This window comes from Catellatospora paridis, from assembly GCF_009720365.1.
GTDB classification, from domain to species: Bacteria; Actinomycetota; Actinomycetes; order Mycobacteriales; family Micromonosporaceae; genus Catellatospora; species Catellatospora paridis.
This window is the reverse complement of the sequence record NZ_ML769314.1, coordinates 343,681-369,689: the sequence shown is the minus strand read 5'-3', so window position 1 is coordinate 369,689 and position 26,009 is coordinate 343,681. Positions and strand designations below refer to the sequence as shown.

The window sequence follows — 26,009 nt, the reverse complement described above, 5'->3', positions numbered from 1 at the left end:
GCCGCGGCGAGCCGGACCGTTCCAGCCGTGACGGGCGGCGCGGCGTCAGGCGGCGGCCGGGGTGAGCGAGACGATGATGCAGGGCGCGCCCAGGGAGATGCCGGTGTCCACGGCCATGGCCAGGCCGTCGGCATAGGTGACCGGGCCGCGCACGGCGGACGGGGCGACGCCGAAGGTCTCCGGGATGGTGGAGTGGCCGTGCACGATCTGCCGCCCGCCGAGCGAGTCCAGCAGCAGGCGGGCGTTGGCGACGCCGTCGTTGTGCTCCAGGAACTCGAAGCGGCGGAACAGCAGCCGGGTGTTGCGCCCGAAGGTCCGCTCGTCGTGCTCGTGCATGATGGTGCGCACGGCGGCGTTGATCTCGTCGATGGTCGGCCCGAACTCCAGGTAGGCCAGGGTGTCGGCATGCAGCAGCAGGTGGTCGTCGACCAGCGCCACCGCGGGCAGGTCGGCCAGCCAGGCCGCCCGCTGCTCGTCCAGCGCCTCGAGGTCGTGCTCCTGGCCGCCGTTGAGCGCCCACACCTGCACGATGGTGCGCACCTCGGTCACCGGCGACCCGGGGACGAAGCGGCTGCCGTACAGCAGCATGTCGTGATTGCCGATGACACAGCCGACCTCGCCGCCGGCCGCGGCCGCCTCGCCCTGCAACCGCCGGATCAGGTCGATCACGCCGATGCCGTCCGGGCCGCGGTCGGTCAGGTCGCCGAGGAACCACAGCCGCGCGTCGCCGCCGGTCCACGCGCCCTGCCCGTCGACCAGCCCGGTCACCCGCAGCGCCTGGGTCAGCGGCACGAGATGGCCGTGCACGTCGCCGACCACGTAGAGCGTCACGCGATCACCCTACGACATGACCATGGGCACTCCCCTGGCACACCGCGAGCGCGCCGGTCACGCCAGGAACAGCCGCTCCACGGCCGCGCGCGCCCGGCGGGTGACTTTGAGGTACTCGTCCAGGAACTCCCCCGGATCGCCGCCGCCCAGCAGGCGCGCCACCCCGGCCAGCTCGACGCCGTGCCGGGGCAGTTGGTCCACGGCCCGGCCGCGGATCAGCGTCAGCGCGTTGCGCACCCGCGAGCACAGCGTCCACGCCGTGGCCAGCACCTCGGCGTCCTCGACCGACACGATCCCGGCCGCGTGGGCGGCCGCGAGCGCGTCGAGGGTACGCGTGGAGCGCAGCCCCGCCACGTCGTGCCCGTGCCGCAGCTGCCACAGCTGCACCGTCCACTCGACGTCGGCGATGCCGCCCCGGCCCAGCTTGGTATGGGTGAGCGGGTCCGCGCCGCGGGGTAGCCGCTCGTTCTCCACCCGTGCCTTGATCCGGCGGATCTCGACGATCTGCTCGCGGCGCAGCCCGTCGACCGGGTAGCGCACCGGATCGACCAGCCCGATGAACTCGGCGGCCAGCGCGGCGTCGCCGGCGACGGGCCGGGCCCGCAGCAGCGCCTGCGCCTCCCACACCTGCGACCAGGTGGCGTAGTAGCGCTGGTACGCGGCCAGGCTTCGCACCAGCGGGCCCTGCCGGCCCTCCGGGCGCAGGTCGGCGTCGATGCCCAGCGGCGGGTCGGGCGCGGGCGCGGACAGCAGCGTGCGCAGCTGCTCGGCGATCGCCAGCGCGACGCCGTTGGCCTCGTCGTCGCGCAAGCGACGAGCGGCAGGCTCAGTGTCCTTCATGCCCGGCGCGGGCTGGTACACGAACAGCACGTCGGCGTCGCTGGGGTAGCTCGTCTCGGCCCCGCCCAGCCGGCCCATGCCGATCACGGAGAAGCGCAGCTCGTCCGGCGCGCCCGCGGCCTGCCGGGCCACCGCCAGCGCCGCCGCGATGGTCGCGTCGGTTAGGTCGGCCAGCCCCTGGCCCACCTCGGTGATGCCGACCGGCCTGGCCGGAGCCAGCTCGCCCGCCCCGGAGAGCAGGTCGACGCTGCCGATGCGGAACAGCTCCCGGCGACGCATCGCCCGCACCGCGGCCACCGCCGCGCGCGGGTCGGCATGCCGCCCCGCGGCCGCCGCCGTGCCGTCCAGCAGCGACTGCCGGGTGCGCGGTGCCAGCTCGGTGTCGTCGGCCAGCAGCCGCAGCGCCTCCGGGTCGCGCGAGAGCAGGTCGGACAGGTAGCGCGAGCTGTCCAGCACCCGGGCCAGCCGCAGCGCCACCGGACCCTCGTCGCGCAGCAGGCGCAGATACCAGGGCGTGGTGCCCAGCGTGTCGGACACCTGCCGGTAGGCCAGCAGCCCGGCGTCGGGATTGGGCGCGTCGGCGAACTCGGCCAGCAGCACCGGCAGCAGGGTGCGCTGGATCGCCGCGGTACGCGACACCCCCGAGGTCAGCGCCTCGATGTGCCGCAGCGCGCCCGCCGGATCGGCGTACCCGAGCAGCTCCAGGCGCTTGCGGGCGGCGTCGGCGCGCAGCGACAGGCCGTCGGCAGGCACCCGGGCGACGGCCGCCAGCAGGGGCCGGTAGAGCAGCTTGGCGTGCAGGCGGCGCACCTCGGCGGCGTGGGTGACCCAGTCGGCGCGGAACGCCGAGATCGGGTCCAGGCCGCCGCCCTCCCGGCCCCGGCCGGTGCCCAGCGACGGCTCCTCGCGTTTGTAGTTCATGGCCCGCGCCAGCCAGCGCAGCGCCAGGGTGCCAGCCTGGCCGTCGTCGGCGGGCACGGTGTGCGTACGCCGCAGCCGCTGCAACTGCAGCCGGTGCTCCACGTTGCGCAGGAAGCGGTATGCCGCGCTGAGCGCCTCCCCGTCCCCCCGGCCGACGTAACCGCCCGTGACCAGGGAACGCAGTGCGTTGAGCGTGTTGCCCGAACGCAGCGTCTCGTCGCCGCGGCCGTGCACCAGCTGCAGCAGCTGCACCGCGAACTCGATGTCGCGCAGCCCGCCCGGCCCGCGTTTGATCTCCCGTTCGATCTCGGCGCGCGGGATCTGGTCGATGATGCGCCGACGCATCGCGCGCACGTCCTCGACCGCCTCCGGCCGCTCCGCGGCGTGCCAGATCAGCGGCTGCAGCGCAGCCAGCCACGCCTTGCCCAGACCCGCGTCCCCGGCCACCGGCCGTGCCTTGAGCAGCGCCTGGAACTCCCAGGTGCGGGCCCAGCGCTGGTAGTAGACGAGGTGGCTGGCCAGGGTGCGCACCAGCGGCCCGCGCCCGCCCTCGGGCCGCAGCGCGGCGTCCACCGGCCAGGCCACGTGGCCGCAGATCTCCATCAGCGCCGCGGCGACGGTGGTGCCCGCGGCGAGGTCCTCGTCCTCGGCGGCCACGAAGATGACGTCCACGTCCGAGACGTAGTTCAGTTCGTCGCCGCCGCACTTGCCCATCGCGATGACGGCCAGCCGGGGCCGCTGCTCGCCGACCCGGCCCAGCGCGATCCGGTACGCCGCCCGCAGCGTCGCGTCGGCCAGCGCGGTCACCTCGGCCATCGTCGTCTCGACGTCGACCCCGTCGGCTAGGTCAGCCGCGGCGATGCGCAGCAGCCCGCGCTGGTAGCCGGCGCGCAGCGAGGGCACATCGGCCAGCCCGCTGTGCACCTCGTAGCGCGGCGGCACGGTGTGCGTGAGCACCTGCCACTGGCCCGCCTGCGCGGCGATCTGGTCGCCCAGCGCCGAGGACGCCCCCAGCACGGTGAGCAGCCGGATGCGCAGATCCTCGTCGGTCCCGAGCCGCTCCAGCACGCCCTTGTCGGCGCCCCTGTCGCGCTCGGCGATGCGGTGCAGCTGGCGCAGCGCCAGGTCGGGGTCGGCGGCGCGGCCGAGCTGCTCCAGGATGAGCGCGCTCTCCTCGTCGACCGGCCGCTGCGCGGCCGCGTCCCACAGGCTCAGCCCGGTCGCGCCGAGCAGCACCGCCGGGTCGGGGCCGGTCGCCGACAGCGTGAAGCCGTACCGTGCCAACCGCCCGATTCCCGCCACCCGCTCAGGCTATCGGCGCGCGCCCGGCCGCAGTAGCCGCGGCACGGCTCAGCTCAGCAGCGGAAGCTCCCGGCGGCCGGCCTCGGGCAGCGTGCCCAGGGCGAGCTCGGCGAAGCGGCGGGCGAACGGCTGCCACACCTCGGCCACGTCGTCCTGGGTGGCCTCGACCCCGGCGACCAGGCCGTCGGGCTGCCAGCCCTGCTCGGTCATCCAGTCCCGGTTGTTCTCCACCCAGTTCGCGAACATGTCGACGTCGCACTCGATGTGGAACTGGGTGCCCCAGGCCCGGTCGCCGATCCGGAACGCCTGGTGGGGATAGCGCGGCGAGGCGGCCAGCAGGGTCGCCCCGAGCGGCAGTTCGGTGATCTCGTCGAAGTGGTACTGGATCACGTCGGGCGCGAACGGCACCGCCCACCACAGCGGGTCGGACTCGGCCTTGTCCCGGCGCGCGATCAGGCGCGCGCCGATCTCCGGGCCGCTGGTGGAGCGCTCGACCGTGCCGCCGTGCGCCTGGGCCAGCAGCTGCCCGCCGAGGCAGATCGCCAGCGTCGGCACCCGGTTCTTGACCGCCTTGCGCAGCAGCGACTCCAGCTTCGGGAACCACGGCGCGCCCGGCACCCCGTCCTTGGCGAACGCGTCCTGCTCCCCGCCCATGACCACGAACGCGGCGTAGCCCTCGAGATCGTCGGGCAGCGCGTCGCCCGCGTGCGGGCGCAGGACGGAAAGCTCCAGCCCGGCCTCGGTCAGCCAGTCGCCGAGTCGGCGCAGGTCGTCGGTCGGGTCGTTCTCGATCACCAGTGCGGTCGCCACGCTGACGAGGTTAGCCCGGCCCCGGCGCATGGCCGAACGGGGTGGGCGGCAGCTCCGGCGGCGGCGGGGCCTGCCAGGACGACTCGGTCCAGGCCAGCTCCAGCCGGGTCGACAGCTCCAGCAGCAGCGTGCTGCCGTGGTATCCGGCCAGCCCGCAGACGATCATCACGGCGATCGCCACGGTCCACCGGATCAGCCAGTTCGGCTCCGGGCGCAGTTCGTGCAGCAGGTGGCCCGTCGCCACGCCCCGGCCTGCGATGAGGCTCGTCATCAGCCCGTCGTCGTCTTTCACAGCTTCGCCAGCACCTCCCGCGCGGCCAGCACGGCCGCCTCCCGGCTGCGCTCCGGACCGACCATGGTGTTGCGGTACTGCACGTGCACCAGGCGGGTGCCCGCGCGCACGGTGAGGTAGAGCCGTCCGGCGGGACCCAGCTCGGACCAGTAGCCGGCCTCGTCGCCGAGCCCGTCGAGCAGGAACCGGTCGCGGTTGAGCACGAACGAGCCGACGAAGTGACGGTGCGCTCGGGCCGCCGGGTCGGCGCCGGCCGCGCGGCCCACGTTGATCACGCCCACCACGAGCGAGGCGTCCTCGCCGTCGTCCTTGGGCCGTTCCACGACGCACCAGGCCGACAACGTCTCGTCGTCACGATCGGTGTCCTGCGTCGCCGTGCCGTGACCCGGCACGAGCAGGGCGAGCAGTTCGGGACGCAGCAGCGGGCAGACCGCGGCCGGCGCGGGCGGCAGGACCTGTGCCAACCCACCGCGCTGATACCCGGTGAGGAGCCCGACGGCGATCCCGCAGCATGCGATGCCCGCCACCGTTCGGCGGTGCCTGCGCCACCACGCCTGTCGCCCGCTCTCCCCGCTCAGCCGTCCGTTCACGGTCGTGATGCTAGGCAAGAGGCGCCACCGCGTCAGCCCCGGCGGGCGGCCGCCTTGCTCACCTTGCTCCGCAACGCCCGGCGGGCCACCGGGCCCAGCTCCTCGACGACCTCCAGCAGCGCACCGAGCTGCTCCAGCGCCGCCATCGCGCGCTGCGCGCCAGGGCGGTCGACGCCCTCGCAGAGCTCCAGCCCGACGAACGAGGCGGAGATCGCCGCGGCCAGCCCGGGCACGTCGGCCATCTCGGCGAACGGCGAACCCGCCAGCACCCGGTGCAGCACGGACTCGATCTCCGCGGTCCACATGCCCAGCGTTTCGGCGGTCACCCGGGCCAGCTTCTCGTCGTGCTGCGCACCGGCCAGCATCTGCGCCAGCACTGCGACGTTGCCCAGGTCGCGTTCCTCCTCGTGCAGCGCACGCCCGACTTCGAGCAGCTCCCGCAGCGAGCCCACGGTCGCGAACCGCTCGCGGTATGCCGCGACGCGCTCGCCGGTCGCGGCCGTGCACGCCGCCACCAGCAGGTCGTCCACGCTGCCGAAGTGGTAGAAGATGAGCGCCTGGTTGACTCCCGCCTGACCGGCGATGTTGCGGGCGGATACGCCCGCGATCCCCTGTTTGCGCAGGGTCTCCATGGCCCCGTCGAGCAACCGCTGCTTCGTGTCGGACATGCCGCTCCCTCGATACCCGGGCCCTGCGCGTGTCAGACACACGTATGCGGGCGGTGCCGGCCACCCCCCGTTGCCAATGTGGCCGGCACCGCCCGAACTGTCGCGTCCCCGACTAGCGGGACGGGCAGACTTTCTCGCACCGGTCTGACAAAACAGATGCCGGTGCGCCCCGGCAGTGTCGGGTCAGGACGGTCCCCAGGGAACACGGCCCGCGCCACATGTTTGAGCGGTCGGTCAAACGTCAGCCTAACAGGCTTGAGCGTCCGCTCAAACAATGGCGCACCCTAGGGCAGGACCAGCTCGGCGTACACCGGCCGGTGGTCGCTGTCCGGCAGCTCCAGCACCTGGAAGTCCTTGACGCCCACCCGCCTGTCGGCCAGCACCCGGTCCAGCGTCACCGGCGGGATCGGGTCCCCGTCGTACGGCCCCCAGGTGCCGGACAGGCCCCGCCCCAGCACGTCGGCCGCGTCCCGGTAACCGGAGTCGATCAGGTCGCGCAGCAGGTGGTGGTCGAGGGTGGCGTTGAAGTCGCCCAGCAGCACCCGCACCGGCCCCTGCGGGGTGGCCCGCGGCTGGCCCTCGAAGCCGCGTACCCACAGCGGCGTCACGAAGTCGGCCCAGGGCGCCAGCGGATGCGCCGACTCGACCAGCACACTCCCCCCGCCCGGCACCGTGACCTCGGCGTGGGCCTGCCGGAAGCCGCCCGGGTTGACCCGCACCCCGGCATCGCGCAGCGGATGCCGCGACAGCAGCGCCGAGCCCTCCACCCCGGGCACCGCGTAGTCCGCCCGGTATGGCAGCTCGTCGCGCATGCCCGCCGCGTCCGCCGCGGCCAGGTAGTCCGGGGTCACCTCCTGCAGCGCCAGCACGTCCACCTGGTGCGTCCGCACGAGGTCGACCAGCTCGGCCGCCCCCGCCGAACCCACCAGCACGTTCGCGCTCATCACCCGCAGCGTCGTGCCCGCCGCCCCGGCCGCCGGGTCGCCGTCGGCGAACCAGCGCGGCAGCACCACCGCCGCCAGCGCCACCGCGGTGACCGCGGCCAGCGCGGCGGCCGCCCAGCGCCGCCACACCAGCAGCGCCGCCAGCGGCACCAGGCAACCGGCGGCGACGTACGGGGTGAACGCCATCAGCTGCGCCATCGGGTAGCTGTCGTCCCAGCCGGCGATCCGGAACACGGCCCACACCGCCGCCGGCAGCGCCAGGATCCAGGGCAGCGCGCGCAGAAGGAACCGTTTCATGCATGGGATGCTATACATTTTTCATGGTCAACTAGGTGTGGGCTTTGTGAAGGTTCCGTGGACGGCGTTAGGCTCTGCGGCCATGACCGCCACGCTGCACCCCGCGACCCTCCGGCCCGGCGACACGGTCGCGCTGGTCTCGCCCTCGGGGCCGGTGCCCGCGGAGCGCGTCGAGGCGGCGGTGTCCGTGCTCACCGGCTGGGGCCTGGCGCCCCGCGTGTACCCGCACGTGCTGGCCCGGCACGGCTATTTCGGCGGCACCGACGACCAGCGCCTCGGCGACCTCAACGACGCGCTCGGCGACCCGCAGGTCCGGGCCGTGCTCTGCACCCGGGGCGGCTACGGCGCGCAGCGCATCACCGACCGCGTCGACCTCGACGCCGTACGCCGTGACCCGAAGGTGGTCATGGGCTTCTCCGACATCACCGCGCTGCACCTGGCACTGTGGCGCGGCGCGCGGCTGGCCACCGTGCACGGGCCGGTCGCGGCGCAGTTCGACAAGGGCGCGGACTCGCCGACCGCGCTCGGCGCGCGCCACGCGCTGATGAGCGGGGAGCCGGTGGTCGTAGCCGCCGACCCCGCCGAGGACACCCACCGGGTGCGCACCACCGGCCACGCCGAGGGCACCCTGCTCGGCGGCAACCTGTCGCTGCTGGTCAGCACCCTGGGCACGCCGCACCTGCCGGACCTGACGGGCGCGATCCTGCTCGTCGAGGACGTCGGCGAGTACCCGTACCGTGTCGACCGGATGCTCACCCACCTGCGCCGCAGCGGCGCGCTCGACCAGGTCGCGGGCATCGCCGTCGGCCAGTTCACCGACTGCGCGGACGCCTGGCCGGTCACCATCGCCGATGTGCTCACCGATCGCCTGCTCGACCTGGGCCTGCCGGTCCTCGGCGGCCTCCCGATCGGCCACGGCGCCCAGCACACCGCAGTCCCCCTGGGCACCCACGCCCACCTCGACGCCGACACCGGCACCCTCACCGTCGCCCCCGCCACCACCTGATCCCCGCACCACCGCACCACCGCGGTGATCATGAACTTATGGCACGGGTCGACGGCGTGTCGCTGCCACAAGTTCATGATCGATCTGGTCGCGCAGCGGCCCGGAGGCAGCAGTCGCTCGGGTGGCTACATGTTGGCCAGTGAGGCCGTGATGACGATGCCGACGATCAGGCTGGCCGGGATGCCGGCGACCCAGCCGATGAGGATGCCCGAGCCCTTGCCGCCGTCCCTGCCGATGATGCCGCCGATGCCCGTGACCAGGGCGATGATCCCCAGAATGAACTGCGCGAAGACGCCGACGACCACGAAGACGTAGGCGCGGTCGCCGTCCGCGAGCGGGCCGTAGTCGCTCTGCTGCCCGAACACCAGGCCGGCGAGCAGGCCCGCGACCATGGTCAGCGCGTGCGCGCCCAGCATGGTGAAGATGCCCCGCCACACCAGCCTGGCCTCGACCGGCCGCCTCGTCTGCGGCGGGGCGTCCAGCGAAGGATCGGACCACGCGGCGCCGGCGGGCGCGGTCGGGGCGGATGCCGCAGGCGGGGCAGGCGGGGTCGGTGCCCGGTAGGGGTTGTCGCTCACGGGGGTGCCTCCAGATCGAACGGGCCGGGCCGTCAGAGGTGCGTGCCGCGCAGCCTACCGCCGCCCGACACCCGCAGCCCTCCCCCGATCGCCCCGCCCTCACCGCCGTTGACAGGCGTCAAGAAGGGCACCTTCCTATACGGAAAACGATAAGAAGGTGCCCTTCCTTCGGGTCAGGCTAGAAGCACTGGGAGGCGGACCAGAGGGTGCCGCTGCGGGCGTCGGTGTGGATGTGGTCGGAGTGGTCGGGGTAGCCGGGGCCGAGGATCCCGCTGAACCCGTGGTAGCGGGCCTGCTTGCCGATGGTGCACAGCGAGTGGGGGCCGGAGCCGAGGTCCACGCCGTCGCCGTAGAGGTGGCGGCTGCTGGACACACCACCCGCGGCGTTGTTGCAGGCGGTGCTGCGGAAGCCGGAGGTGACGCGGAGGGCCTGGTCGCCGAGGGCGTGGCGCAGGGCCTCCAGGCGCCACATCGCACGTAGCGCGTTGGACTTGGCGGTGGCGGCCGAGACCGCGCCGCCGGCCCAGGTGGTGTTGCACTTGTTCAGCTCGGCGTAGCTGAAGTGGATCGGCGTGCAGTCGTCGTCCTGCAGGGAGTAGATCTTGTTGAACGTCTGCGGGCCGGCGATGCCGTCGGCGCCGAGACCGTACGCCTGCTGGAAGCGGATCACCGCGTCGCGGGTCTCCGCGCCGAAGACGCCGTCGATGCCGATGGTGTTGTTGTAGCCGGGCCAGCCCGCGACGCGGATCTGCAGCTGCCGGACGTCCTCTCCGGACATGCCCGAGGACAGGGAGCGGCCCCAGGTGTAGCAGCCGTCGGCGTATGCGGGGGACGCGCCGACGGTGATGGCGGCCACTGATCCGATGGCCGCCATCACCAGCACGGTGAACGCCCGGGTGAGGGCGTTGCGGGGGAAACGTCGAGACATGCCAGGCACTGTGCCAACCATGAACATCGATGTCAAGAGTTTACATATCTTGCAGTTACTACGTAGTATCCTTCCGCAAAATCGAGCAGCGGGCCGTCATCAGGTCACTACCGATCAGCGTCGCGAGCGCACCTTGCGGTCCCCGCCAGCGGCGGCGACGCCGTACGCCAGCGCGTCGACCAGCGCCCGCCAGCTCGCCTCCACCACGTTCTCGTGCACGCCGACCGTGGTCCAGTCACGACCGTCGGTGTCCACCGTCTCCACCAGCACCCGCGTCACCGCGTCGGTGCCGTGCGAGCCGGCCAGGATGCGCACCTTGTAGTCGGCCAACTCCAGCCCGGTCAGCTGCGGGAAGTGCCGCTCCAGCGCCTGGCGCAGGGCCTGGTCGAGCGCGTTGACCGGGCCGTTGCCCTCCGCGGTGGCGATCACCCGTTCGCCGCGCACCCGCAACTTGACGGTCGCCTCGCTGACCACCGCGCCGTCCTCGCGGTGCTCGACGATCACCCGGTACGACTCCAGCGTGAACGGGGTCGTCTGCTCGCCCAGGGACTGGCGCACCAGCAGCTCGAAGGACGCGTCGGCGGCCTCGAAGGACCAACCCGCCGCCTCCAGCTCCTTCACCCGGTGCGTCACCTTGGACAGCGTGTCCGGTTGGCCGGCCAGGTCCAGACCGAGCTCGCGGCTCTTGAGCTCGATGCTGGCCCGGCCGGCCATCTCGGTGACGAGGATCGTCATGTCATTGCCGACCACGGCCGGGTCCACGTGGTTGTAGAGGGCCGGGTCGACTTTGATCGCGCTCGCGTGCAGACCCGCCTTGTGGGCGAACGCTGCGGACCCGACGTAGGCCTGGTGGGAGTCGGGTGCGATGTTGGCGATCTCGGCGATGGCGTGCGAGACGTGCGCCATCTGTTCCAGGCAGCCGTCCGGTAGGACGGTCATGCCGAGCTTGAGCTGCAGATTCGCCACCACGGTGAAGATGTCGGCGTTGCCCGGACGCTCCCCGTAGCCGTTGGCGGTGCCCTGCACGTGGCGTACGCCCGCCTCCACCGCGGCGATGGTGTTGGCGACGGCGCACGCGGTGTCGTTCTGCGCGTGCATGCCGAACAGCTCCGGCGAGACGCCCAGCCGGGCGGCCAGTTCGCTGATGGCCTTGCTGACCTGCGAGGGCAGCATGCCGCCGTTGGTGTCGCAGAGCACCACGCGCTCGGCGCCCGCGTCGAGCGCGGTGCGCACCACCGCGGCGGTGTACTCGGGGTCGAAGCGGAAGCCGTCGAAGAAGTGCTCGCAGTCCACGAAGACGCGGCGGCTGTGCGCCCGCAGGTGGTTCACGCTGTCGGCGACCATGGCGAGGTTCTCCTCGCGCGTGGTGCGCAGCGCGCGCTCGACGTGGCGCACATCGGACTTGGCGACCAGGCACACCACCGGGGTCTGCGCGGCGAGCAGGCCGGCGAGCTGCGCGTCGTCGGCCGCCGCGACGCCCGCCTTGCGCGTCGAGCCGAACGCCACCAGCAGCGCGTTCTTCAGCTCCAGTTCGGTTCTGGCCCGTTCGAAGAACTCGGTGTCCTTGGGCACCGCGCCCGGCCACCCGCCCTCGATGAACCCGACCCCGAACTGATCGAGCAGGCGCGCCACCGCGAGTTTGTCGGCCACCGAGTAGGTGATGCCCTCGCGCTGGGCGCCGTCGCGCAGCGTGGTGTCGAAGATCTGCATGTCGTGTGACCTCCTGTGTGGGCGCCCGCCTGAGGGACGCCGACGTGTGAACCGGGAAGAAGCTGCAAAACAAAAGACCCCCCGCGGTCGCGGGAGGTCTGCGCGTCGGCGAGGGGCCTGGTTGCCCAGGTGCGGCCGGCGCGCTAGGTGCCAATAATCAGTACGAGGCGGATCACGCTCAGTAGCGTCCCACTTCTGCGGCCCTCAGACCAGCAGGCTCCCGCATGTCGGGAAGGCGTGTCGCCGTCCGGACCACGGATCACGTCGATGACCTGCGCGAGGGGGCACGCCAAAGCCCCGTGGCGGTCGCCACATTGTCATGATCCGGTAAACACCGCGTCGCAACGCCCTGCCTAATCTTGAACGGCTCAAGAAAGACCGCTCAGGAGGTACCTGCTTTGCTCACCGTCGGCGACCACTTCCCCGCCTACGAACTCACCGCCTGCGTCTCGCTGGACGCCGACAAGGCGTTCGAGACGATCACCAACAAGACCTACGAGGGCAAGTGGCGGGTGCTTTTCTCCTGGCCCAAGGACTTCACCTTCGTATGTCCCACCGAGATCGCCGAGTTCGGCCGGCTGAACGACGAGTTCGCCGACCGTGACGCGCAGGTGCTGGGCTGGTCGGTCGACAACGAGTTCGTCCACCACGCGTGGCGCAAGAACCACCCCGACCTGCGCGAGCTGCCCTTCCCGATGCTGGCCGACGTCAAGCGCGAGCTCACCGAGGCCGCGGGCGTGCTCGGCCAGGACGGCGTGCCGCAGCGCGCGACGTTCATCGTCGACCCGAACAACGAGATCCAGTTCGTGATGGTCACCGCCGGTTCGGTCGGCCGCAACGTCGCCGAGGTGCTGCGCGTGCTCGACGCCCTGCAGACCGACGAGCTGTGCCCGTGCAACTGGAACAAGGGCGGCGAGACCCTCGACGCCGGCAAGCTGCTGGCCGCCGCCTGATGGGCCTCGACGCGATCAAGGCGGCGCTGCCCGCGTACGCCCGCGACACCAAGCTCAACCTCGGCACCGTGCTCGGCACCTCGCCGCTGACCGCGCAGCAGCTCTGGGGCACCGCCCTGGCCTGCGCGTTCGCCGCCCGCAACGCGTTCGTGCTGCGGGAGATCGCGGCCGAGGCGGGCGACCACCTCAAGCCGGAGGTGATCGAGGCGGCCAAGGGCGCGGCGTCGATCATGGCGATGAACAACATCTACTACCGGTCCAAGCACCTGATCGGCGACGACGCCTACCAGTCGCTGCCGGCCCGGCTGCGCATGCAGATCATCGGCAACCCGGGCGTCGACAAGGCCGACTTCGAACTGTGGAGCCTGGCCGTCTCGGCCATCACCGGCTGCGGGGTCTGCCTGGAGTCGCACGAGAAGACCCTGATCGGCACCGGGATCGGCCGCGAGGCGGTGCACGAGGCGCTGCGCATCGCAGCCGTCGTCCACGCCGCCGCCGTCACCCTCGACGCCGAGGCCGCCCTGACGGCCTGACCACCCCACCTGGCGCAACTCTTCAAGAGTCGCGCCATCGGGAAGCCGTTGAGGCCGCAACTCTTCAAGAGTTGCGACAGAGAGCATTAACCGGAAGGAAAGGGCCCGGCGGGAGACGTCTCGCCGGGCTTTCCGCATGTCAGGGTGAGGGCCACCACTCGACGTTAGTTGAATGGTCAAGTATTCTCGGTGGCATGAGCACCCGCATGCCCGCGCTCTACCTCAGCCACGGCGCTCCTCCGCTGGCCGACGACCCGCTGTGGACCCGGCAGCTGGCGGACTGGTCGAGCGACCTGCCCCGGCCCACCGCGATCCTGGTCGTCTCCGCGCACTGGGAGAACGCCCCGCTGGCGATCGGCGCGACCACCACCGTGCCGCTCTACTACGACTTCGGCGGCTTCGCCCAGCACTACTACGAGGTGAAGTACCCGGCCCCCGGCGCACCCGAGCTGGCCGCAAAGGTGCGCGCACTGCTGCGAAGCGCCGAGACACCCGTGACCGACGTGCCCGACCGCGGCCTGGACCACGGCGCTTACGTGCCGCTGGTCGAGATGTTCCCCGAGGCCGACGTCCCGGTGCTGCAGATTTCGATGCCCACCCTCGACCCGCAGCGCCTGCTGGAGCTCGGCCGCAAGCTCGCGCCGCTGCGCGACGAGGGCGTGCTCATCATCGGCTCGGGTTTCTTCACCCACAACCTGCGCGCCGCGATGCCGTACATGCACCTGGGCTTCGACGCGCCGGTGCAGGGCTGGTCTGCGGAGTTCGACGACTGGGGACGGCAGGCGCTGGACGCCGGCGACGTCGACGGGCTGCTCGACTTCCTGCACAAGGCCCCGTCGGGCGCGATGGCGCACCCGCGCACCGAGCACTTCGCGCCGCTGTTCGTCACCCTGGGCGCGGGCGAGGACGACCTGTCCGCGCAACGCACCGTCATCGACGGCTTCTGGATGGGCCTGGCCAAACGTTCGGTGCAACTCGGCTGACCTCATCGAGGATGTGACGCGGTCGGTCTACACCAGGCCACGTGACCTTGATTACGGTATCGGGGTGACCATCACGCCGACCGAGCGCAGCATCGCCTTCGCCGCCGTCTTCAATTTCCGCGACCTCGGTGGTCTGACCACCGCCGACGGCCGCACCGTACGCCGCCGCACGGTGTACCGGTCCGACACGCTCAGCCGGCTCGGCGCCGAGGACCGCGACGCGTTCACGGCGCTCGGCATCCGCACCGTGATCGACCTGCGCCGGCCCGCCGAGGTCGCCTCGATGGGCCGGGTGCCGGAGTGGACGCAGGTGGTGTGGCGGCACAACCACCTCGAGCACCCGAACTGGGACCACTCCACCTACACCACGGAGGTCGGCGTCGCGCGCTGGCTGGCCGAGCGCTACCTGGAGCTGGCCCACCACGGCAAGGCCGACATCGCCCGGGTGGTCGGCATGCTCACCGACGACGACCACGGCCCGACCGTGGTGCACTGCGTGGCCGGCAAGGACCGCACCGGGCTGATCGCGGCGCTGGCCCTGGACCTGCTGGGCGTGCCCGACGACCAGATCGCGGCCGACTACGCGCTGACCGAGCGCAGCGCGCCGATGTTCAGCCAGTGGGTGCGCACCGCGTTCCCGGACGAGAACCAGCTGACCCCGCCGCCGTTCTACACGCACACGCCGGCCGAGGCCATGCTGATGACCCTGCACGGGCTGCGCCACCGGCACGGCTCGGTGACCGAATACCTGGTCGGCGCAGGCCTGCACCGCGACCGGGTGGCCCGGCTGCGCGAACGGCTGCTGGAAGCGTGAGCGGCCTGAGCGAGCCGAGGTCGGCGCCCCCCGCCGCCGACGAGCGCGGCGGGCCGGCGGGGTCGTCGCGGCTGGTCGACTTCGCGAGTCCGCTGTTCAACTTCCGGGACGTGGGCGGACTGGCCACCGCGGACGGGGGCGAGGTGCGCCGGGGCGTGCTGTTCCGCTCCGACACGCTGACCGCGCTGGGCGAGGCCGACCGCGAGCGGTTCGCGCAGTTCGGCGTACGCACCGTGATCGACCTGCGGCACCCGGTGGAGCTGGAGCGCCACGGCCGCGCCCCGGCGTGGTGCTGCGAGGACTGGCACAACGTGCCGCTGAACAACCCGGTGTGGCGGGCCGAGGACTACTCGCCCGAGGCGGGGGTCGTGGCGTTCCTGCTGGCGCGCTACCACGAGACCGCCGAGCACGCGGCGGCCGACATCGCCCGGGCGGTCGAGCTGATCGCGACCGCCGAAGGGCCGACCGTGGTGCACTGCTGGGGCGGGCGCGACCGCACCGGCGTGGTGATCGCGCTGGTGCTGGAACTCGCCGGGGTGTCCGATATCGACATCGCCGCCGACTACGAGCTGACCGAGCAGGGCATGGCGCGCTACCTGAACTGGCAGCGCCACAACCGGCCGGACAAGGGGCCGCTGCAGCCCTACCTGGCGAGCACGCCGGCCGAGGTGATGCGCGTCTTCCTGGCGCAGCTGCGCGACCGGCACGGCTCCGTCCGGGCCTACCTGACCGGGGCCGGTCTGGCCGAGGAAAATATCCAGGCGCTGCGGTCTAGATTACGCGAGCAGCGGCCGTGAGGTGACCTCAGCGTTATCGACGAGTGCCATGATGTGACCGAATTTTCATCGGGGAGGAGCCGTCCACCATGCACATCGGAACGCGAGCGCTGCTGGCCGTGGCCACCGCCGTCGCCGTGGCCACACTGGCCGGCTGCGCAGGCGAGACGAACGGCGACTCCATGCAGCAGCCGGCCCCCGGCCAGGTGGCGCCCGGCACGGGGACCTTCAAGGACATCGACACAGCGGCCCGGGAGCTGGTCACCCGCGAGGCCTACTGGCAGTCGCCCGCCGTGCTGGACGTCGAGCAGACGCAGCGGATCGGGCTGGCGGTCGGCGAGGGCGAGAAGCTCACCCAGAAGATCAACACGATGCTGAAGAACACCCAGACCACGGCCGCCGGGCCGCTGGAGGTCGGGCCCACGGTCAAGGCGACGCTGCGCGGCAACACCGAGGACGTGGAGATCACGCCGTCGGAGTCGGTCAACGCCACCACCGGCAGCGACGTGCAGATGCTGTGGACCTGGCTGGTGTACCCCAAGCATCCGACCGACGATCTGCTGCTGACCGCATACCTGGAGGTGCCGTTGAGCAACGGGCACACCATCACGCACGAGGTCGCGCTGTCGGTGCAGGTGCGCCGCACGATGGCGTACACCGTGTGGCAGGTCATCACCCACTGGGGCACCTGGTCGGCCGTGGTCACCAGCATCGTCGGCGTGGTGAGCTGGCTGCTGCGCCGCCGCAGGAAGAACAAGGACGGCGCGCAGCAGGAGGAGACGCCCGAGCCCTCGGTGGCCAATGTGGCCGCCTGACGACCCGGCCGCCCGCTCCGGCGGACGGATGAAGAAATCTTCGGACAACTAGGGTCTGGCGAAAGTTAACTTCAACGGCGATAGTGGCGGGTGAATGTCCATCCCCCACTTCCGCGGAGTACCCATGGCCAGATCACGCCTGCGGGCGGCCGTCGTCGCCGGCCTCACCGCGCTCAGCCTCGCGGCGCTGTCCGCCGCCGCCGGCGCGCCCGCCGCGGCCGCGCCGCCCACGCACGACGAGCAGGTCACGTTCCAGGAGTGGTCCCGTTACCCCGACTGGCGGCAGGGCACCCACCAGGGCACCCTGGCAATCCCCGGCGTGCGCACCGGGATCACCATGCTGCTGCCGGCCGGCAAGACGGACTACGCCGACCCGTACACCGGCGTCACCAAGAGCTGGAACTACTCCACCTGGACCTCGCCGGTGACCGAGGTCGGCTTCGACGCCACCGAACTGGTCGCCTCCTGGAACGCCGAGACCCCGGCGGGCACCTGGATCCAGATCGAGATGCAGGGCACCTACAACACCGGGGGGCAGACCCCCTGGTACACGATGGGCCGCTGGGCCTCCGGCGACACCGACATCAAGCGCACCACGGTCAACCGGCAGGGCGACCCGTGGTCGACGATCTGGACCGACACCTTCTCCATCGACGACGCCGCCAACGGCGTGCTGCTGCACGCCTACCAGCTGCGCCTGACCCTGTACCGGGCGCCGGGCCAGTGGCGCTCCCCGCGGGTGTGGATGCTCGGCGCGATGAGCTCGAACGTGGCCGACCGGTTCACCGTCACGCCGAGCGCGGGCGGCATCGCCTGGGGCACCGAGCTGGCCGTGCCGCGGTTCTCCCAGAACATCCACACCGGGGAGTACCCGGAGTACGACGGCGGCGGCGAGGCCTGGTGCTCGCCCACGTCCACCTCGATGGTCGTGCAGTACTACGGCCGCGGCCCGTCGGCGCAGGACACCGCGTGGGTCGACCCGTCCTACGCCGATCCGCAGGTCGACCACGCGGCCCGGATGACGTACGACTACGCCTACGAGGGCGCGGGCAACTGGCCCTTCAACACCGCGTACGCCGCGTCGTTCCCGGGCCTGGACGCCAAGGTGACCCGGCTGCACTCGCTCGACGAGGCGGAGCGGTTCATCAAGGCCGGCATCCCGGTGATCACCAGCCAGTCCTTCCTGTCCGAGGAGCTGGACGGCGCAGGCTACGGCACGTCCGGGCACCTGTTCGTCATCGTCGGCTTCACCGCCGAGGGCGATGTGATCATCAACGACCCGGCGTCGTCGAGCAACGACGCGGTGCGCAACGTCTACCCGCGTGAGCAGTTCGAGCAGATCTGGCTGCGTACCAAGCGCTACCGCGCGAACGGCACGGTGGCCTCGGGCTCGGGCGGCATCGCCTACCTGATCAAGCCGTGGTGGAAGCCGTGGCCGGTGGTCGCGGGCTCCACGAACTGGTGACCTGACGACCCGGGTGCGCCCCCGCCGTGGGGCGCATCCGGGTCACCGCCGGATGCCGGATCGCCGCCCGGTCACAGCCGGGTGTCCAGGATCGCGTCGGACAGCGCGATCACCCCGAACGTGCCGCCCTGCGGGTCGGCCAGCAGCGCGTAGTGCCCCACCGGCAGGTCCAGCGGCCCGCTGAGCACCGTGCCGCCGAGCTCCAGGCAGCGCGCGATCGTGGCGGCGCAGTCCTCGATCTCGAAGGTGACCCGCCAGTGCGCCGGGGTGCCGGCCGGGTAGCGCTCGTCCATCACGGACAGCCCGCCGACCGTGCGGCTGTCGACGAACCACTCGATGTGGTCGACGCCCTCGGCGATCTCGCTCTTGCGCTCGGACCAGTTGAACGCCTTGCCGTAGAACGCCACTGCATTGGCCTCGTCCCAGGTCACGACCTCGGTCCAGCACATCGAGGCGGGCTCGGCCGCCACCTCGGCGCCGCCGGACGTGCCGCGCTGCCACAGCCCGAAGACCGCGCCGGCGGAGTCGGCGACCAGGGCGGCGCGGCCGCGCGGGCCGCGGTCGTGCGCCGGGACGAGCACCCGTCCGCCGGCGTCGAGCACCGCCGCCACGCCGTCCTCTGCCGCCACCGCCGACACGTAGCACAACCAGGTCGACGGCCGTCCCGGCTCGGCCGGGAGCAGGCCCGCGACCGCGCGGCCGTCGAGCCCGAACACCTCGCCCGGCGTCCATCCGAACAGCCCGCTGTAGAACGCCGACGCACCGGCCGGGTCCGCGGTCACGTACTCGGCCCAGCACGGGGTGGCGGGCGCGTATCCCCTCACTCGCATGCCCGCCACCTTAGGGCCATCCGTGGTTCACGGCGACCTCTGCGCGTGCCGACCGACTCGCCCCGTTCGGCTGGCCGGACGGGCGATCCGGGCAGCCGGGACGGTGCGCACGGGTCGAACGCAAGGAAGGGCACCTTCACATCGCCATCCCTTGGAGAAGGTGCCCTTCCCCTCCGCCGGAGGCCGACGGCGCAGGTCAGGCCGCTACAGCGGCGCGGGCCATGGCGTCGCGGTAGATGGGGCCGTGCAGGTAGCGGTCCGGCAGGGCGCGCATGGTCAGGCGCAGCGCGCGGACCGACACCGACGCGGACAGGTCGGTGGTGGGCAGGCCCAGCGTGCCGTAGATCCGGCGGGCCCAGCCCGGTTGCAGCGAGAACGCGGTGGCGGCCAGGCCCGTGTAGACCAGCCGCGCCGGGGTCAGCCCCAGGTGCCACGGCAGCGGCGGCGCCATCAGGAAGAACAGCGTGTCCAGGGCCTCACGGGTCAGCGCCAGCTCGGGGCGCATCCGCCGGTAGTATGCGTCGACCTCGGCCGCGGTGCCCGGCACCGACGCCGGGTCCAGCCCGACCAACTCGGCGGCCCGGCGCTGCTCGGTGTAGTACCCGTCGACGTCGGCGTCGCTCAGCTCCAGGCCCGCCCGGCGGGCCGTGCTCACGAACGACTCCACCTCGGTGACGTGCACCCAGCGCAGCAGCTCGGGCTCGTCGATGCGGTACGTCTCCCCCGTGTGCCGGTCCACCGCGCGCATGCGGGCGTGCACGCCCCGGATGCGCCGCCCCGCGGCGCGGGCCTGCGCGGTGGTGCCGAACATGACGGTGCCGACGTAGTCCGCGGTGCGCATCAGCCGGCTCCACGGTTCGACCTTGTAGCTGGAATTCTGCACCACCCCGGCGATCGCCCTCGGGTGCAGCGCCTGCAGGAACAGCGAGCGCACCCCGGCGACCCAGAGCACCGGCTCGCCATGCACCCGCCAGGTCACCGACCCCGGGCCGAACAGTCCGACGTCGCTCGCATCGTCCATGCGTCCCAGCGTGCCATGCGCGCTGACGCGCCGGAACGCCGTCGCGACCACCCGGCGCGACCCGCGCGGACTTCAAACCCGAATCATCCGGTATGCCCGAGTCGGCCGCCCGACCCGGCCGCCCTTTCCTCGGAAGATCGCTCGACTTGCCCGGCACCTGGGCGAAAGGCGGTTCAAGATACGCACATGTGCCGGGCAAGTCGAGCGATCAAGGGCGAGGGGCGCGCGTCGCGGCTAGCTGATCTTCGCGTTGACGTGGATGGCGATGGCGTCGTGGGCCGCGACGCTGGCCGCGAACCAGCCCGCGGCGTCCACCGTGATCACCGGACCGGTGCAGGTGGTGCCGCTCTTCTCACCGTGGATCACGTCGCAGTACCGGCCCGCGGGCAGGTTGGTCTGGTACGAGCGCCCGTTGACCGCCCCGTCCTCGTCGTTGATCGTGAGGTACCCCTTGCCGTTGCGCCCGAACGCGATGTGGTTGTTGCCGTTGTCGTACCAGTTGACGACGGTGGTGCCCTTGACCGCGTTGTGGAAGCCGACCATGTTCGCGACGACCTGCCAGCGGTGCTCGCAACGCCAGCCGCCCGAGTAGCAGGTGGAGTTGTTCGTCTTGCCGTTGGCGTCCGACGGCGGCCCCTGGTCCTTGTTGCTGAACTCGTAGCTGCTCATCACCGCGGGCGCCCCGTACGGCCAGGCCAGCATGAACGCGTTGGCCAGCGCGTAGATGCCGTTGTCCTTGTAGGTCAGGATGTCGCCGCCGTCGCGCTGGGTGTCGTGGTTGTCGGTGAACACCACGGCCTTGCCGGTGGCGATGTGCCCCCACGGCTCGCCGAAGTTCTTCAGGTAGGCCAGCTTCTCGTGCCGGAACACCCGCCCCAGGTCCTTGCCGTAGCGGAACTCGTGCACGTCGCCGTTGCCGGTGTACTCCGTGGGCAGGATCGGCTCGCCCGCGCCGTGGATGACCTCCTGCACGAGATACACCGAGCGGGACAGCTTGCCCTTGATCGCGGCGATGTCCGCGGCGGGCATGTGCTTGCTCGCGTCCAGCCGGAACCCGTCGACGCCCAGGGTCAGCAGGTCGTTGAGGTAACCGGCCAGCTTGGTACGGACGTAGTCGCTCTCGGTCTTGAGGTCGGCGAGGTTGACCAGCTCGCAGTTCTGCACCTCGTAGCGGTCGCCGTAGTTGACGATGTCGTCGTTGCCGTTGCGGCCGCAGTGGTGGAAGTCCTGCGTCTGGTAGATGCCCGGATAGGTGTACGAGGTGTAGGTCGAGCCGGCCCAGCCGGTGCCCGAGCCGACGCCGGTCATGTGGTTGACCACCGCGTCGACGATGACCTTCACGCCCGCGTTGTGGCAGGTGGTGACCATCGACTGGAACTGGGCGCGGGTGCCCTTGCGGGACTCGACCCGGTAGCTGACCGGCTGGTACGCGACCCACCACTGCTGGCCGCGCACGTGCTCCTGGGGCGGGGACACCTGCACGTAGCCGTAGCCGCGCGGGCCGAGGAAGTTGGTGCACTCGGCCGCGACCGAGGGCCAGTTCCACTCGAAGAGCTGGACGATGACGTCCTTGCTGCCCGAGGGGGCCGCGGCCGCGGGGGCGGCGGCCGGGATCGGCAGCGCGGCGGCGAGGACCGCGGCCAGCGCCAGGGGGAGAAGTCTGCGTCGTTGCATGAGGACACTCCGGACGTACGAGGGGACGGATCGTCGCGCAGTGGTGCATGGAGCACGCGGTTGAAACCGCATTGAAACCTTGCGGCAATATTCACAAGAAGTTTCAACGAAGTCAACGAATCCGGAGCGGAACGGCACGAGAACCGCCACGCAAGATCTTTCCAACCCGGAGTGATGCCTCAGCCGAGCAGCCGGGCGGCGGACGCGAGGTATTCACGGCCCTCGTCGGGGGCGCCGTGCCGGATCATGTAGAGGCCCGACGAGACGCGCTCGGTGAAGCCCCACTCCCAGATCGCCTGCTCGTCCACGCCGGTCGCCGCGGCCAGCCGCGCGCAGTAGCCCCGCACCAGCCCGACCGGATCCGCCGCGGCCGACACCTCGTCCGTCCAGCCGCGCACCGCGACGCCCAGGTCGTACGCCGGATCGCAGAGGAAGCCGTCCGGGTCGACGAAGACGTGGCCCGACTCCGCGCCGGGGCGGGGCGACAGCACCGCGAGCGCGTTGTCCGGGTGCGGGTCGCCGTGGCAGACCACGCACTTGTCCAGGTCGAACGCGGCGGCGCGACGGCGGGCGTACCCGACGGCCCGGTCGACGACCTCGGCCGGGCAGGGCTCACCGGTCTCCGGCCACAGCTCGACGATCAGCTCGGCGAGCGTGCTGGCCTTGTCCGTGCCGGGCGGCACCGCCGCGTCCGCCGGACGGGGCACGAGCCAAGCCTGCCGCAGTGTCGCCGCGAGCACGTCCAGGACGTGCTCGGGCGAGGGCGCGGTGCTCGCCAGGGCCGGGCCGAGGGGTTCCAGCAGCGCGGCGTCACGTTCAAGATCGTGGGCGTACAACCTGACGTAGCCGTGCCCGTCCGCGGCCGCGATGGTGCGCACCTGCCCCGCGAAGCCGTCCCCGGGCGGCGCGAGCCGCAGCACCGCCTCGGTGCCGTCGGCCATGGCCACCCGCAGCACCAGCGCCGCCGACCCGCCGTCGAGCGCCTCCCCGGGCGTCAGCGACCAGGCCGCGCACACGTCCGCGAGCCGCTCCGGCAGCACCGCCAGCCAGTCCCGCCCCGGCGCACCCTTGCTCAGCGCGGTACGCCTCATCCGGTCCGGCAGCTCGATCACCGCCCCACGATCCCAGCCGTCATGCCGCCCGGCCAGCGGATTTCCGGAACCCGGGCGTCGTCGCGCTCCGTCGCCCGGCGACACGGAAACGACGCCCTCGGCGTGACGCCGCCGCGCCGGGTGGCGCGGGCTCTCTAGCGTCACGGCATGACCCGGTCCCTGACTTCCGCCCGCTTGCCAGTGCTGATCATCGCCCTCTTCGCCGTCGTCGTGGCCGGCGCCGCCGGGGCGGGGATCCTGGCCCAGGGGCCGGACACCGTTCCCGCGGGCACCCGCGACGGCCACGTCACGTTCGCCATGCCGGAGGGCTGGGTGGCCGACGACTGCACCATGCCGCAGCCCGACTGCGTCCGCGTCGCTCCGCCGGACGCCTCCCCCGACACCGGCGTCGTGGTGCTCGTCATGACTCACGATCCGAACGCGCCGGAGGGCGACCCCAGCCTGCTGGTCTTCACGGACCTGTTCGGCGCGGAGCCGCCGGGCGTCGACAAGCGCACGGTGGACGGCCGGCAGGCGATCCGGATCGAGCGGGACGAGCTGCTCGCGACGGACATGCTGATGGTGCTGCTGGACGAGCAGGGCAGCCGGGTCGGGGTGTCGTGCGAGGGCGACCGGGACCTCGTCGGAACGGGTTGCGAGATCGTCATGGATTCCCTGAAGATCACCTGGCCGTGATCGCCGCCGCCGGACAGCGGGCTCGCGGCGGGCATGCGGGTTAGGCTCAGCCATGCTCGCTCGCGCCCGGGGAATGGCCAGGTCCCTCGTGATGTACCACGGCATCCCGGGCCGCCACCGGCGGATGCGCCGCTTCTACGGCCAGTTCATCGGGCCCGGTGACCTCGCCTTCGACGTCGGCGCGCACGTCGGCAGCCGGGTGCGCCCGTGGCGGCGGCTCGGTGCGCGGGTGCTCGCGATCGAGCCGCAGCCCGACTGCCTGCGGGTGCTGCGCCTGTTCTTCGGCCGCGACCCGGGCGTGACCATCCTGCCCACCGCCGTCGGCGCGCGGCCGGGCACGGCCTCGCTCGCGCTGTCCTCGGCGACGCCGACCGTCTCCTCGCTGTCGCACGAGTGGATCGAGTCGGTGACCGCGGCCGACGAGCGCTTCGCCGAGGTCCGCTGGGACCGCTCGGTGGAGGTCGAGGTGGTCACCTTGGACGATCTCATCGCGACGTACGGCGAGCCGGCCTTCTGCAAGATCGACGTCGAGGGCTTCGAGGCGGACGTGCTGCGCGGGCTGTCCCGGCCGCTGCGCGCACTGTCCTTCGAGTACCTGCCGTTCGCCCACGACGCCGCCCTCACCGCCCTGGACCTGGTGGAGCGGCTCGGCGGGTACGAGTACAACTACGCCCCCGTCGAGACCATGCGCTTCGCAAGCGAGCAGTGGCTCGACGCGGCAGGCCTGGTGCAGCTGCTGGAGCAGCGCTTCCGCGCGCTCGGCCGCTCCGGCGACGTCTACGCCCGCCTGCGGTAGCGCAGCGCGCCACCTCGTCGGCGACGCCAGGTGGGTGAGCGCTACGCCCGATCGCCGCGAACGCCCCCGGGTGCGCCTGTCATGACCCGGGTCTGGGCGGCGGCTCGGCGGATCGCGCCGGTCGTGGCGGCGCGGTGCCGCCAGAGGTAGACCACGTCACGGCCGAAGGACTCGGTGAGCAGGGCGAGCGCGCCCCCGAGCGCGACGACGACCACCGGCCGGGGCAGCGCGTCCGCGGCGGCGGTCGCCAGCACGATGCCCTGGATCGCGGCCACCACCTTGCGCCAGTACCGGGGGAACAGCTGCCCGCGCAGCCACGGCAGCAACCAGGTCGCGACTACGTACACGTAACGCATCGCGCCGATCGCGAGCACCCACGAGCCGGCCGCCGGGAAGACGTAGCAGCTCAGCACCAGGATGAGGAACGCGTCGACCTCCATGTCGAACCGCGCGCCGAACGCCGACGCGGTGGCCGTACGCCGCGCGACCTTGCCGTCGACCGCGTCGAGCACCAGCGCCACGACCGTGATCCCGACCAGCACCGGCACCGGCACGTCGCCCGCGAAGGAGGCCGCGGTCAGCGCCGTGACGCAGCCGACGAGCGCGGCCCGGGTCAGGGTGACCAGGTCGGCGGGTCCGAACGCGACCAGCCCGGCGGTGTGCATCGCCCGGGTCAGCAGCACGCACGAGCCGAGCGCGTACGCGATCCCGGCGGCCCACCCGGCGGGGCCGAGGCCGACCGCCGCCGACAGCAGCGCGAGCATGGCGAACTGGAGGATCAGCCCGATCACCGGGCCCGGTCTCACCGGCGGCACCGTACCTCCGTTAGGTTCGACCTTGATCCGAGGAGAGGAAGCCGATGGCATCCTACGCGCGTGCGTTCTGGACGGCCGCGCCCGGCGCGGGCGAGATCCGCCCCGTGGCGCTGCCCGATCCGGGCCCCGGCGAGGTGCTGGTGCGCACCGTCCACTCCGGCGTGAGCCGGGGCACCGAGACGCTGGTCTTCCGCGGCGAGGTGCCGCCCGGCCAGTACGCCGTGATGCGCGCCCCCTTCCAGGAGGGCGACTTCCCGGGACCGGTCAAGTACGGCTACCTCAACGTCGGCGTCGTCGAGCAGGGCCCGCCGGAGCTGCTCGGACGCACCGTGTTCTGCCTGTACCCGCACCAGACCCGCTACGTCGTCCCGGCGGGCGCGGTGGTGCCGGTGCCCGACGGCGTGCCCGCGCGGCGCGCCGTGCTCGCGGGCACCGTGGAGACCGCGGTCAACGCGCTGTGGGACGGCCCGCCGCTGGTCGGCGACCGGATCGCGGTGCTCGGCGCGGGCATGGTCGGCTGCTGCGTCGCGGCGCTGCTGGCGCGTTTCCCCGGGGTATCGGTGCAGCTGGTCGACGTGGACCCGGAGCGGGCCGCGGTCGCGGCGGCGCTCGGCGTCGGGTTCGCCTCGCCCGAGTCCGCCGACGGCGGCAACGACCTGGTCTTCCACGCCTCGGCCAGCGGAGCCGGGCTGCAGCGTGCGCTCGACCTGCTGGCCCCGGAGGGCACCGTGGTCGAGCTGAGCTGGTACGGCGACCGCCAGGTGAACCTGTCCCTGGGCGGCGCCTTCCACTCCGGTCGGCTGACCATCCGCGGCAGCCAGGTCGGCACGGTCTCCCCGGCCCGCGCCGCGCGCCGCTCCTACGCCGACCGGCTCGCGATCGCCCTGGACCTGCTGCGCGACCCGGCCTTCGACGCGCTGCTGTCCGGCGAGTCGAGCTTCGACCGGCTGCCCGAGGTGCTGGCCGCCCTCGCCGACGGCAGCCTGCCCGCCCTGTGCCACACCATCAGCTACGACGGAGAGTGACCCCC

General features: G+C 72.2%; 26 protein-coding genes. 11 read left to right on the top strand and 15 right to left on the bottom strand.

Features of this window, described 5'->3' with window-relative positions; translation table 11 throughout:
* Positions 1-45: 45 nt before the first annotated feature.
* From F9C41_RS10770 to F9C41_RS10740, 7 genes are all read right to left on the bottom strand, one after another.
* Positions 46-831 carry a metallophosphoesterase gene (locus tag F9C41_RS10770; protein WP_155386557.1) on the bottom strand — a complete coding sequence of 262 codons (786 nt, stop codon included), beginning with the start codon at positions 829-831 and terminating at the stop codon, positions 46-48.
* 57 nt (positions 832-888) lie between these two features.
* The gene (locus F9C41_RS10765; protein WP_155386556.1) at positions 889-3,894 is read right to left on the bottom strand and encodes a bifunctional [glutamine synthetase] adenylyltransferase/[glutamine synthetase]-adenylyl-L-tyrosine phosphorylase; all 3,006 of its coding nucleotides are present in this window, start codon (positions 3,892-3,894) and stop codon (positions 889-891) included.
* Between the two features lie 48 nt (positions 3,895-3,942).
* Positions 3,943-4,734 (bottom strand): type 1 glutamine amidotransferase, encoded by a 792-nt coding sequence (locus F9C41_RS10760; protein ID WP_196279710.1) that lies wholly within the window; start codon positions 4,732-4,734, stop codon positions 3,943-3,945.
* Positions 4,715-4,996, bottom strand: coding sequence for a hypothetical protein (locus F9C41_RS10755; RefSeq protein ID WP_155386554.1), 282 nt, complete (start codon positions 4,994-4,996; stop codon positions 4,715-4,717). The genes F9C41_RS10760 and F9C41_RS10755 overlap by 20 nt, the downstream gene beginning before the upstream one ends.
* Positions 4,993-5,586 (bottom strand): hypothetical protein, encoded by a 594-nt coding sequence (locus F9C41_RS10750; RefSeq protein WP_155386553.1) that lies wholly within the window; start codon positions 5,584-5,586, stop codon positions 4,993-4,995. Before F9C41_RS10750 ends, F9C41_RS10755 begins: the two co-directional genes overlap by 4 nt.
* A gap of 32 nt (positions 5,587-5,618) precedes the next feature.
* Entirely contained in the window at positions 5,619-6,254 is a 636-nt protein-coding gene (locus tag F9C41_RS10745) for a TetR/AcrR family transcriptional regulator (RefSeq protein ID WP_155386552.1), read from the bottom strand.
* A gap of 284 nt (positions 6,255-6,538) precedes the next feature.
* Positions 6,539-7,495, bottom strand: coding sequence for an endonuclease/exonuclease/phosphatase family protein (locus tag F9C41_RS10740; protein ID WP_155386551.1), 957 nt, complete (start codon positions 7,493-7,495; stop codon positions 6,539-6,541).
* Between the two features lie 82 nt (positions 7,496-7,577).
* On the opposite strand from F9C41_RS10740, the gene F9C41_RS10735 reads away from it, so the two are divergent.
* Entirely contained in the window at positions 7,578-8,501 is a 924-nt protein-coding gene (locus F9C41_RS10735) for a S66 peptidase family protein (RefSeq protein WP_155386550.1), read from the top strand.
* A gap of 125 nt (positions 8,502-8,626) precedes the next feature.
* Here F9C41_RS10735 and F9C41_RS10730 read toward each other — a convergent pair whose 3' ends face one another.
* The 3 genes from F9C41_RS10730 to cimA all read right to left on the bottom strand — a co-directional run bounded on the left by F9C41_RS10730 (position 8,627) and on the right by cimA (position 11,717).
* Entirely contained in the window at positions 8,627-9,079 is a 453-nt protein-coding gene (locus tag F9C41_RS10730; RefSeq protein WP_155386549.1) for a hypothetical protein, read from the bottom strand.
* Between the two features lie 178 nt (positions 9,080-9,257).
* Positions 9,258-10,007 carry a D-Ala-D-Ala carboxypeptidase family metallohydrolase gene (locus F9C41_RS10725; protein ID WP_155386548.1) on the bottom strand — a complete coding sequence of 250 codons (750 nt, stop codon included), beginning with the start codon at positions 10,005-10,007 and terminating at the stop codon, positions 9,258-9,260.
* 114 nt (positions 10,008-10,121) lie between these two features.
* On the bottom strand, positions 10,122-11,717 hold the full coding sequence (gene cimA / locus F9C41_RS10720; protein ID WP_155386547.1) for a citramalate synthase: 1,596 nt from the start codon (positions 11,715-11,717) through the stop codon (positions 10,122-10,124).
* A gap of 398 nt (positions 11,718-12,115) precedes the next feature.
* On the opposite strand from cimA, the gene F9C41_RS10715 reads away from it, so the two are divergent.
* The 7 genes from F9C41_RS10715 (at position 12,116) to F9C41_RS10685 (ending at position 18,056) form a co-directional block, all read left to right on the top strand.
* The gene (locus tag F9C41_RS10715; protein WP_155386546.1) at positions 12,116-12,670 is read left to right on the top strand and encodes a peroxiredoxin; all 555 of its coding nucleotides are present in this window, start codon (positions 12,116-12,118) and stop codon (positions 12,668-12,670) included.
* Positions 12,670-13,203 carry a carboxymuconolactone decarboxylase family protein gene (locus F9C41_RS10710; protein ID WP_155386545.1) on the top strand — a complete coding sequence of 178 codons (534 nt, stop codon included), beginning with the start codon at positions 12,670-12,672 and terminating at the stop codon, positions 13,201-13,203. Before F9C41_RS10715 ends, F9C41_RS10710 begins: the two co-directional genes overlap by 1 nt.
* A gap of 194 nt (positions 13,204-13,397) precedes the next feature.
* Entirely contained in the window at positions 13,398-14,186 is a 789-nt protein-coding gene (locus F9C41_RS10705; protein WP_155386544.1) for a dioxygenase family protein, read from the top strand.
* 64 nt (positions 14,187-14,250) lie between these two features.
* Positions 14,251-15,000, top strand: coding sequence for a tyrosine-protein phosphatase (locus tag F9C41_RS10700; RefSeq protein WP_155386543.1), 750 nt, complete (start codon positions 14,251-14,253; stop codon positions 14,998-15,000).
* On the top strand, positions 14,997-15,797 hold the full coding sequence (locus tag F9C41_RS10695) for a tyrosine-protein phosphatase (RefSeq protein ID WP_196279709.1): 801 nt from the start codon (positions 14,997-14,999) through the stop codon (positions 15,795-15,797). Before F9C41_RS10700 ends, F9C41_RS10695 begins: the two co-directional genes overlap by 4 nt.
* Before the next feature lie 68 nt (positions 15,798-15,865).
* A complete protein-coding gene (locus F9C41_RS10690; protein WP_155386541.1) occupies positions 15,866-16,591 on the top strand; it encodes a hypothetical protein in 726 nt (241 codons plus the stop codon).
* 124 nt (positions 16,592-16,715) lie between these two features.
* Positions 16,716-18,056, top strand: a complete 1,341-nt coding sequence (locus F9C41_RS10685; RefSeq protein WP_155386540.1) for a C39 family peptidase — start codon at positions 16,716-16,718, stop codon at positions 18,054-18,056.
* 71 nt (positions 18,057-18,127) lie between these two features.
* Here F9C41_RS10685 and F9C41_RS10680 read toward each other — a convergent pair whose 3' ends face one another.
* From F9C41_RS10680 to F9C41_RS10665, 4 genes are all read right to left on the bottom strand, one after another.
* The gene (locus tag F9C41_RS10680; protein ID WP_155386539.1) at positions 18,128-18,886 is read right to left on the bottom strand and encodes a VOC family protein; all 759 of its coding nucleotides are present in this window, start codon (positions 18,884-18,886) and stop codon (positions 18,128-18,130) included.
* A 196-nt stretch (positions 18,887-19,082) separates the two neighbouring features.
* Positions 19,083-19,907 (bottom strand): oxygenase MpaB family protein, encoded by an 825-nt coding sequence (locus tag F9C41_RS10675; protein ID WP_155386538.1) that lies wholly within the window; start codon positions 19,905-19,907, stop codon positions 19,083-19,085.
* 234 nt (positions 19,908-20,141) lie between these two features.
* Positions 20,142-21,581 (bottom strand): alpha-amylase, encoded by a 1,440-nt coding sequence (locus F9C41_RS10670; protein ID WP_155386537.1) that lies wholly within the window; start codon positions 21,579-21,581, stop codon positions 20,142-20,144.
* Positions 21,582-21,760: 179 nt separating this feature from the next.
* The gene (locus tag F9C41_RS10665; RefSeq protein ID WP_155386536.1) at positions 21,761-22,693 is read right to left on the bottom strand and encodes an aminoglycoside phosphotransferase family protein; all 933 of its coding nucleotides are present in this window, start codon (positions 22,691-22,693) and stop codon (positions 21,761-21,763) included.
* Between the two features lie 147 nt (positions 22,694-22,840).
* On the opposite strand from F9C41_RS10665, the gene F9C41_RS10660 reads away from it, so the two are divergent.
* Complete coding sequence (locus F9C41_RS10660) at positions 22,841-23,368, top strand: hypothetical protein (protein ID WP_155386535.1); 528 nt, start codon at positions 22,841-22,843, stop codon at positions 23,366-23,368.
* Positions 23,369-23,459: 91 nt separating this feature from the next.
* Complete coding sequence (locus tag F9C41_RS10655) at positions 23,460-24,164, top strand: FkbM family methyltransferase (protein WP_230689486.1); 705 nt, start codon at positions 23,460-23,462, stop codon at positions 24,162-24,164.
* A 41-nt stretch (positions 24,165-24,205) separates the two neighbouring features.
* Here the strand turns inward: F9C41_RS10655 and F9C41_RS10650 are convergent, their stop codons facing one another.
* Positions 24,206-24,970 (bottom strand): CDP-alcohol phosphatidyltransferase family protein, encoded by a 765-nt coding sequence (locus F9C41_RS10650; RefSeq protein ID WP_230689485.1) that lies wholly within the window; start codon positions 24,968-24,970, stop codon positions 24,206-24,208.
* Between the two features lie 53 nt (positions 24,971-25,023).
* Here F9C41_RS10650 and F9C41_RS10645 point away from each other — a divergent pair, with 53 nt between their 5' ends.
* The gene (locus tag F9C41_RS10645) at positions 25,024-26,004 is read left to right on the top strand and encodes a zinc-dependent alcohol dehydrogenase (protein ID WP_155386532.1); all 981 of its coding nucleotides are present in this window, start codon (positions 25,024-25,026) and stop codon (positions 26,002-26,004) included.
* Positions 26,005-26,009 lie beyond the last annotated feature (5 nt).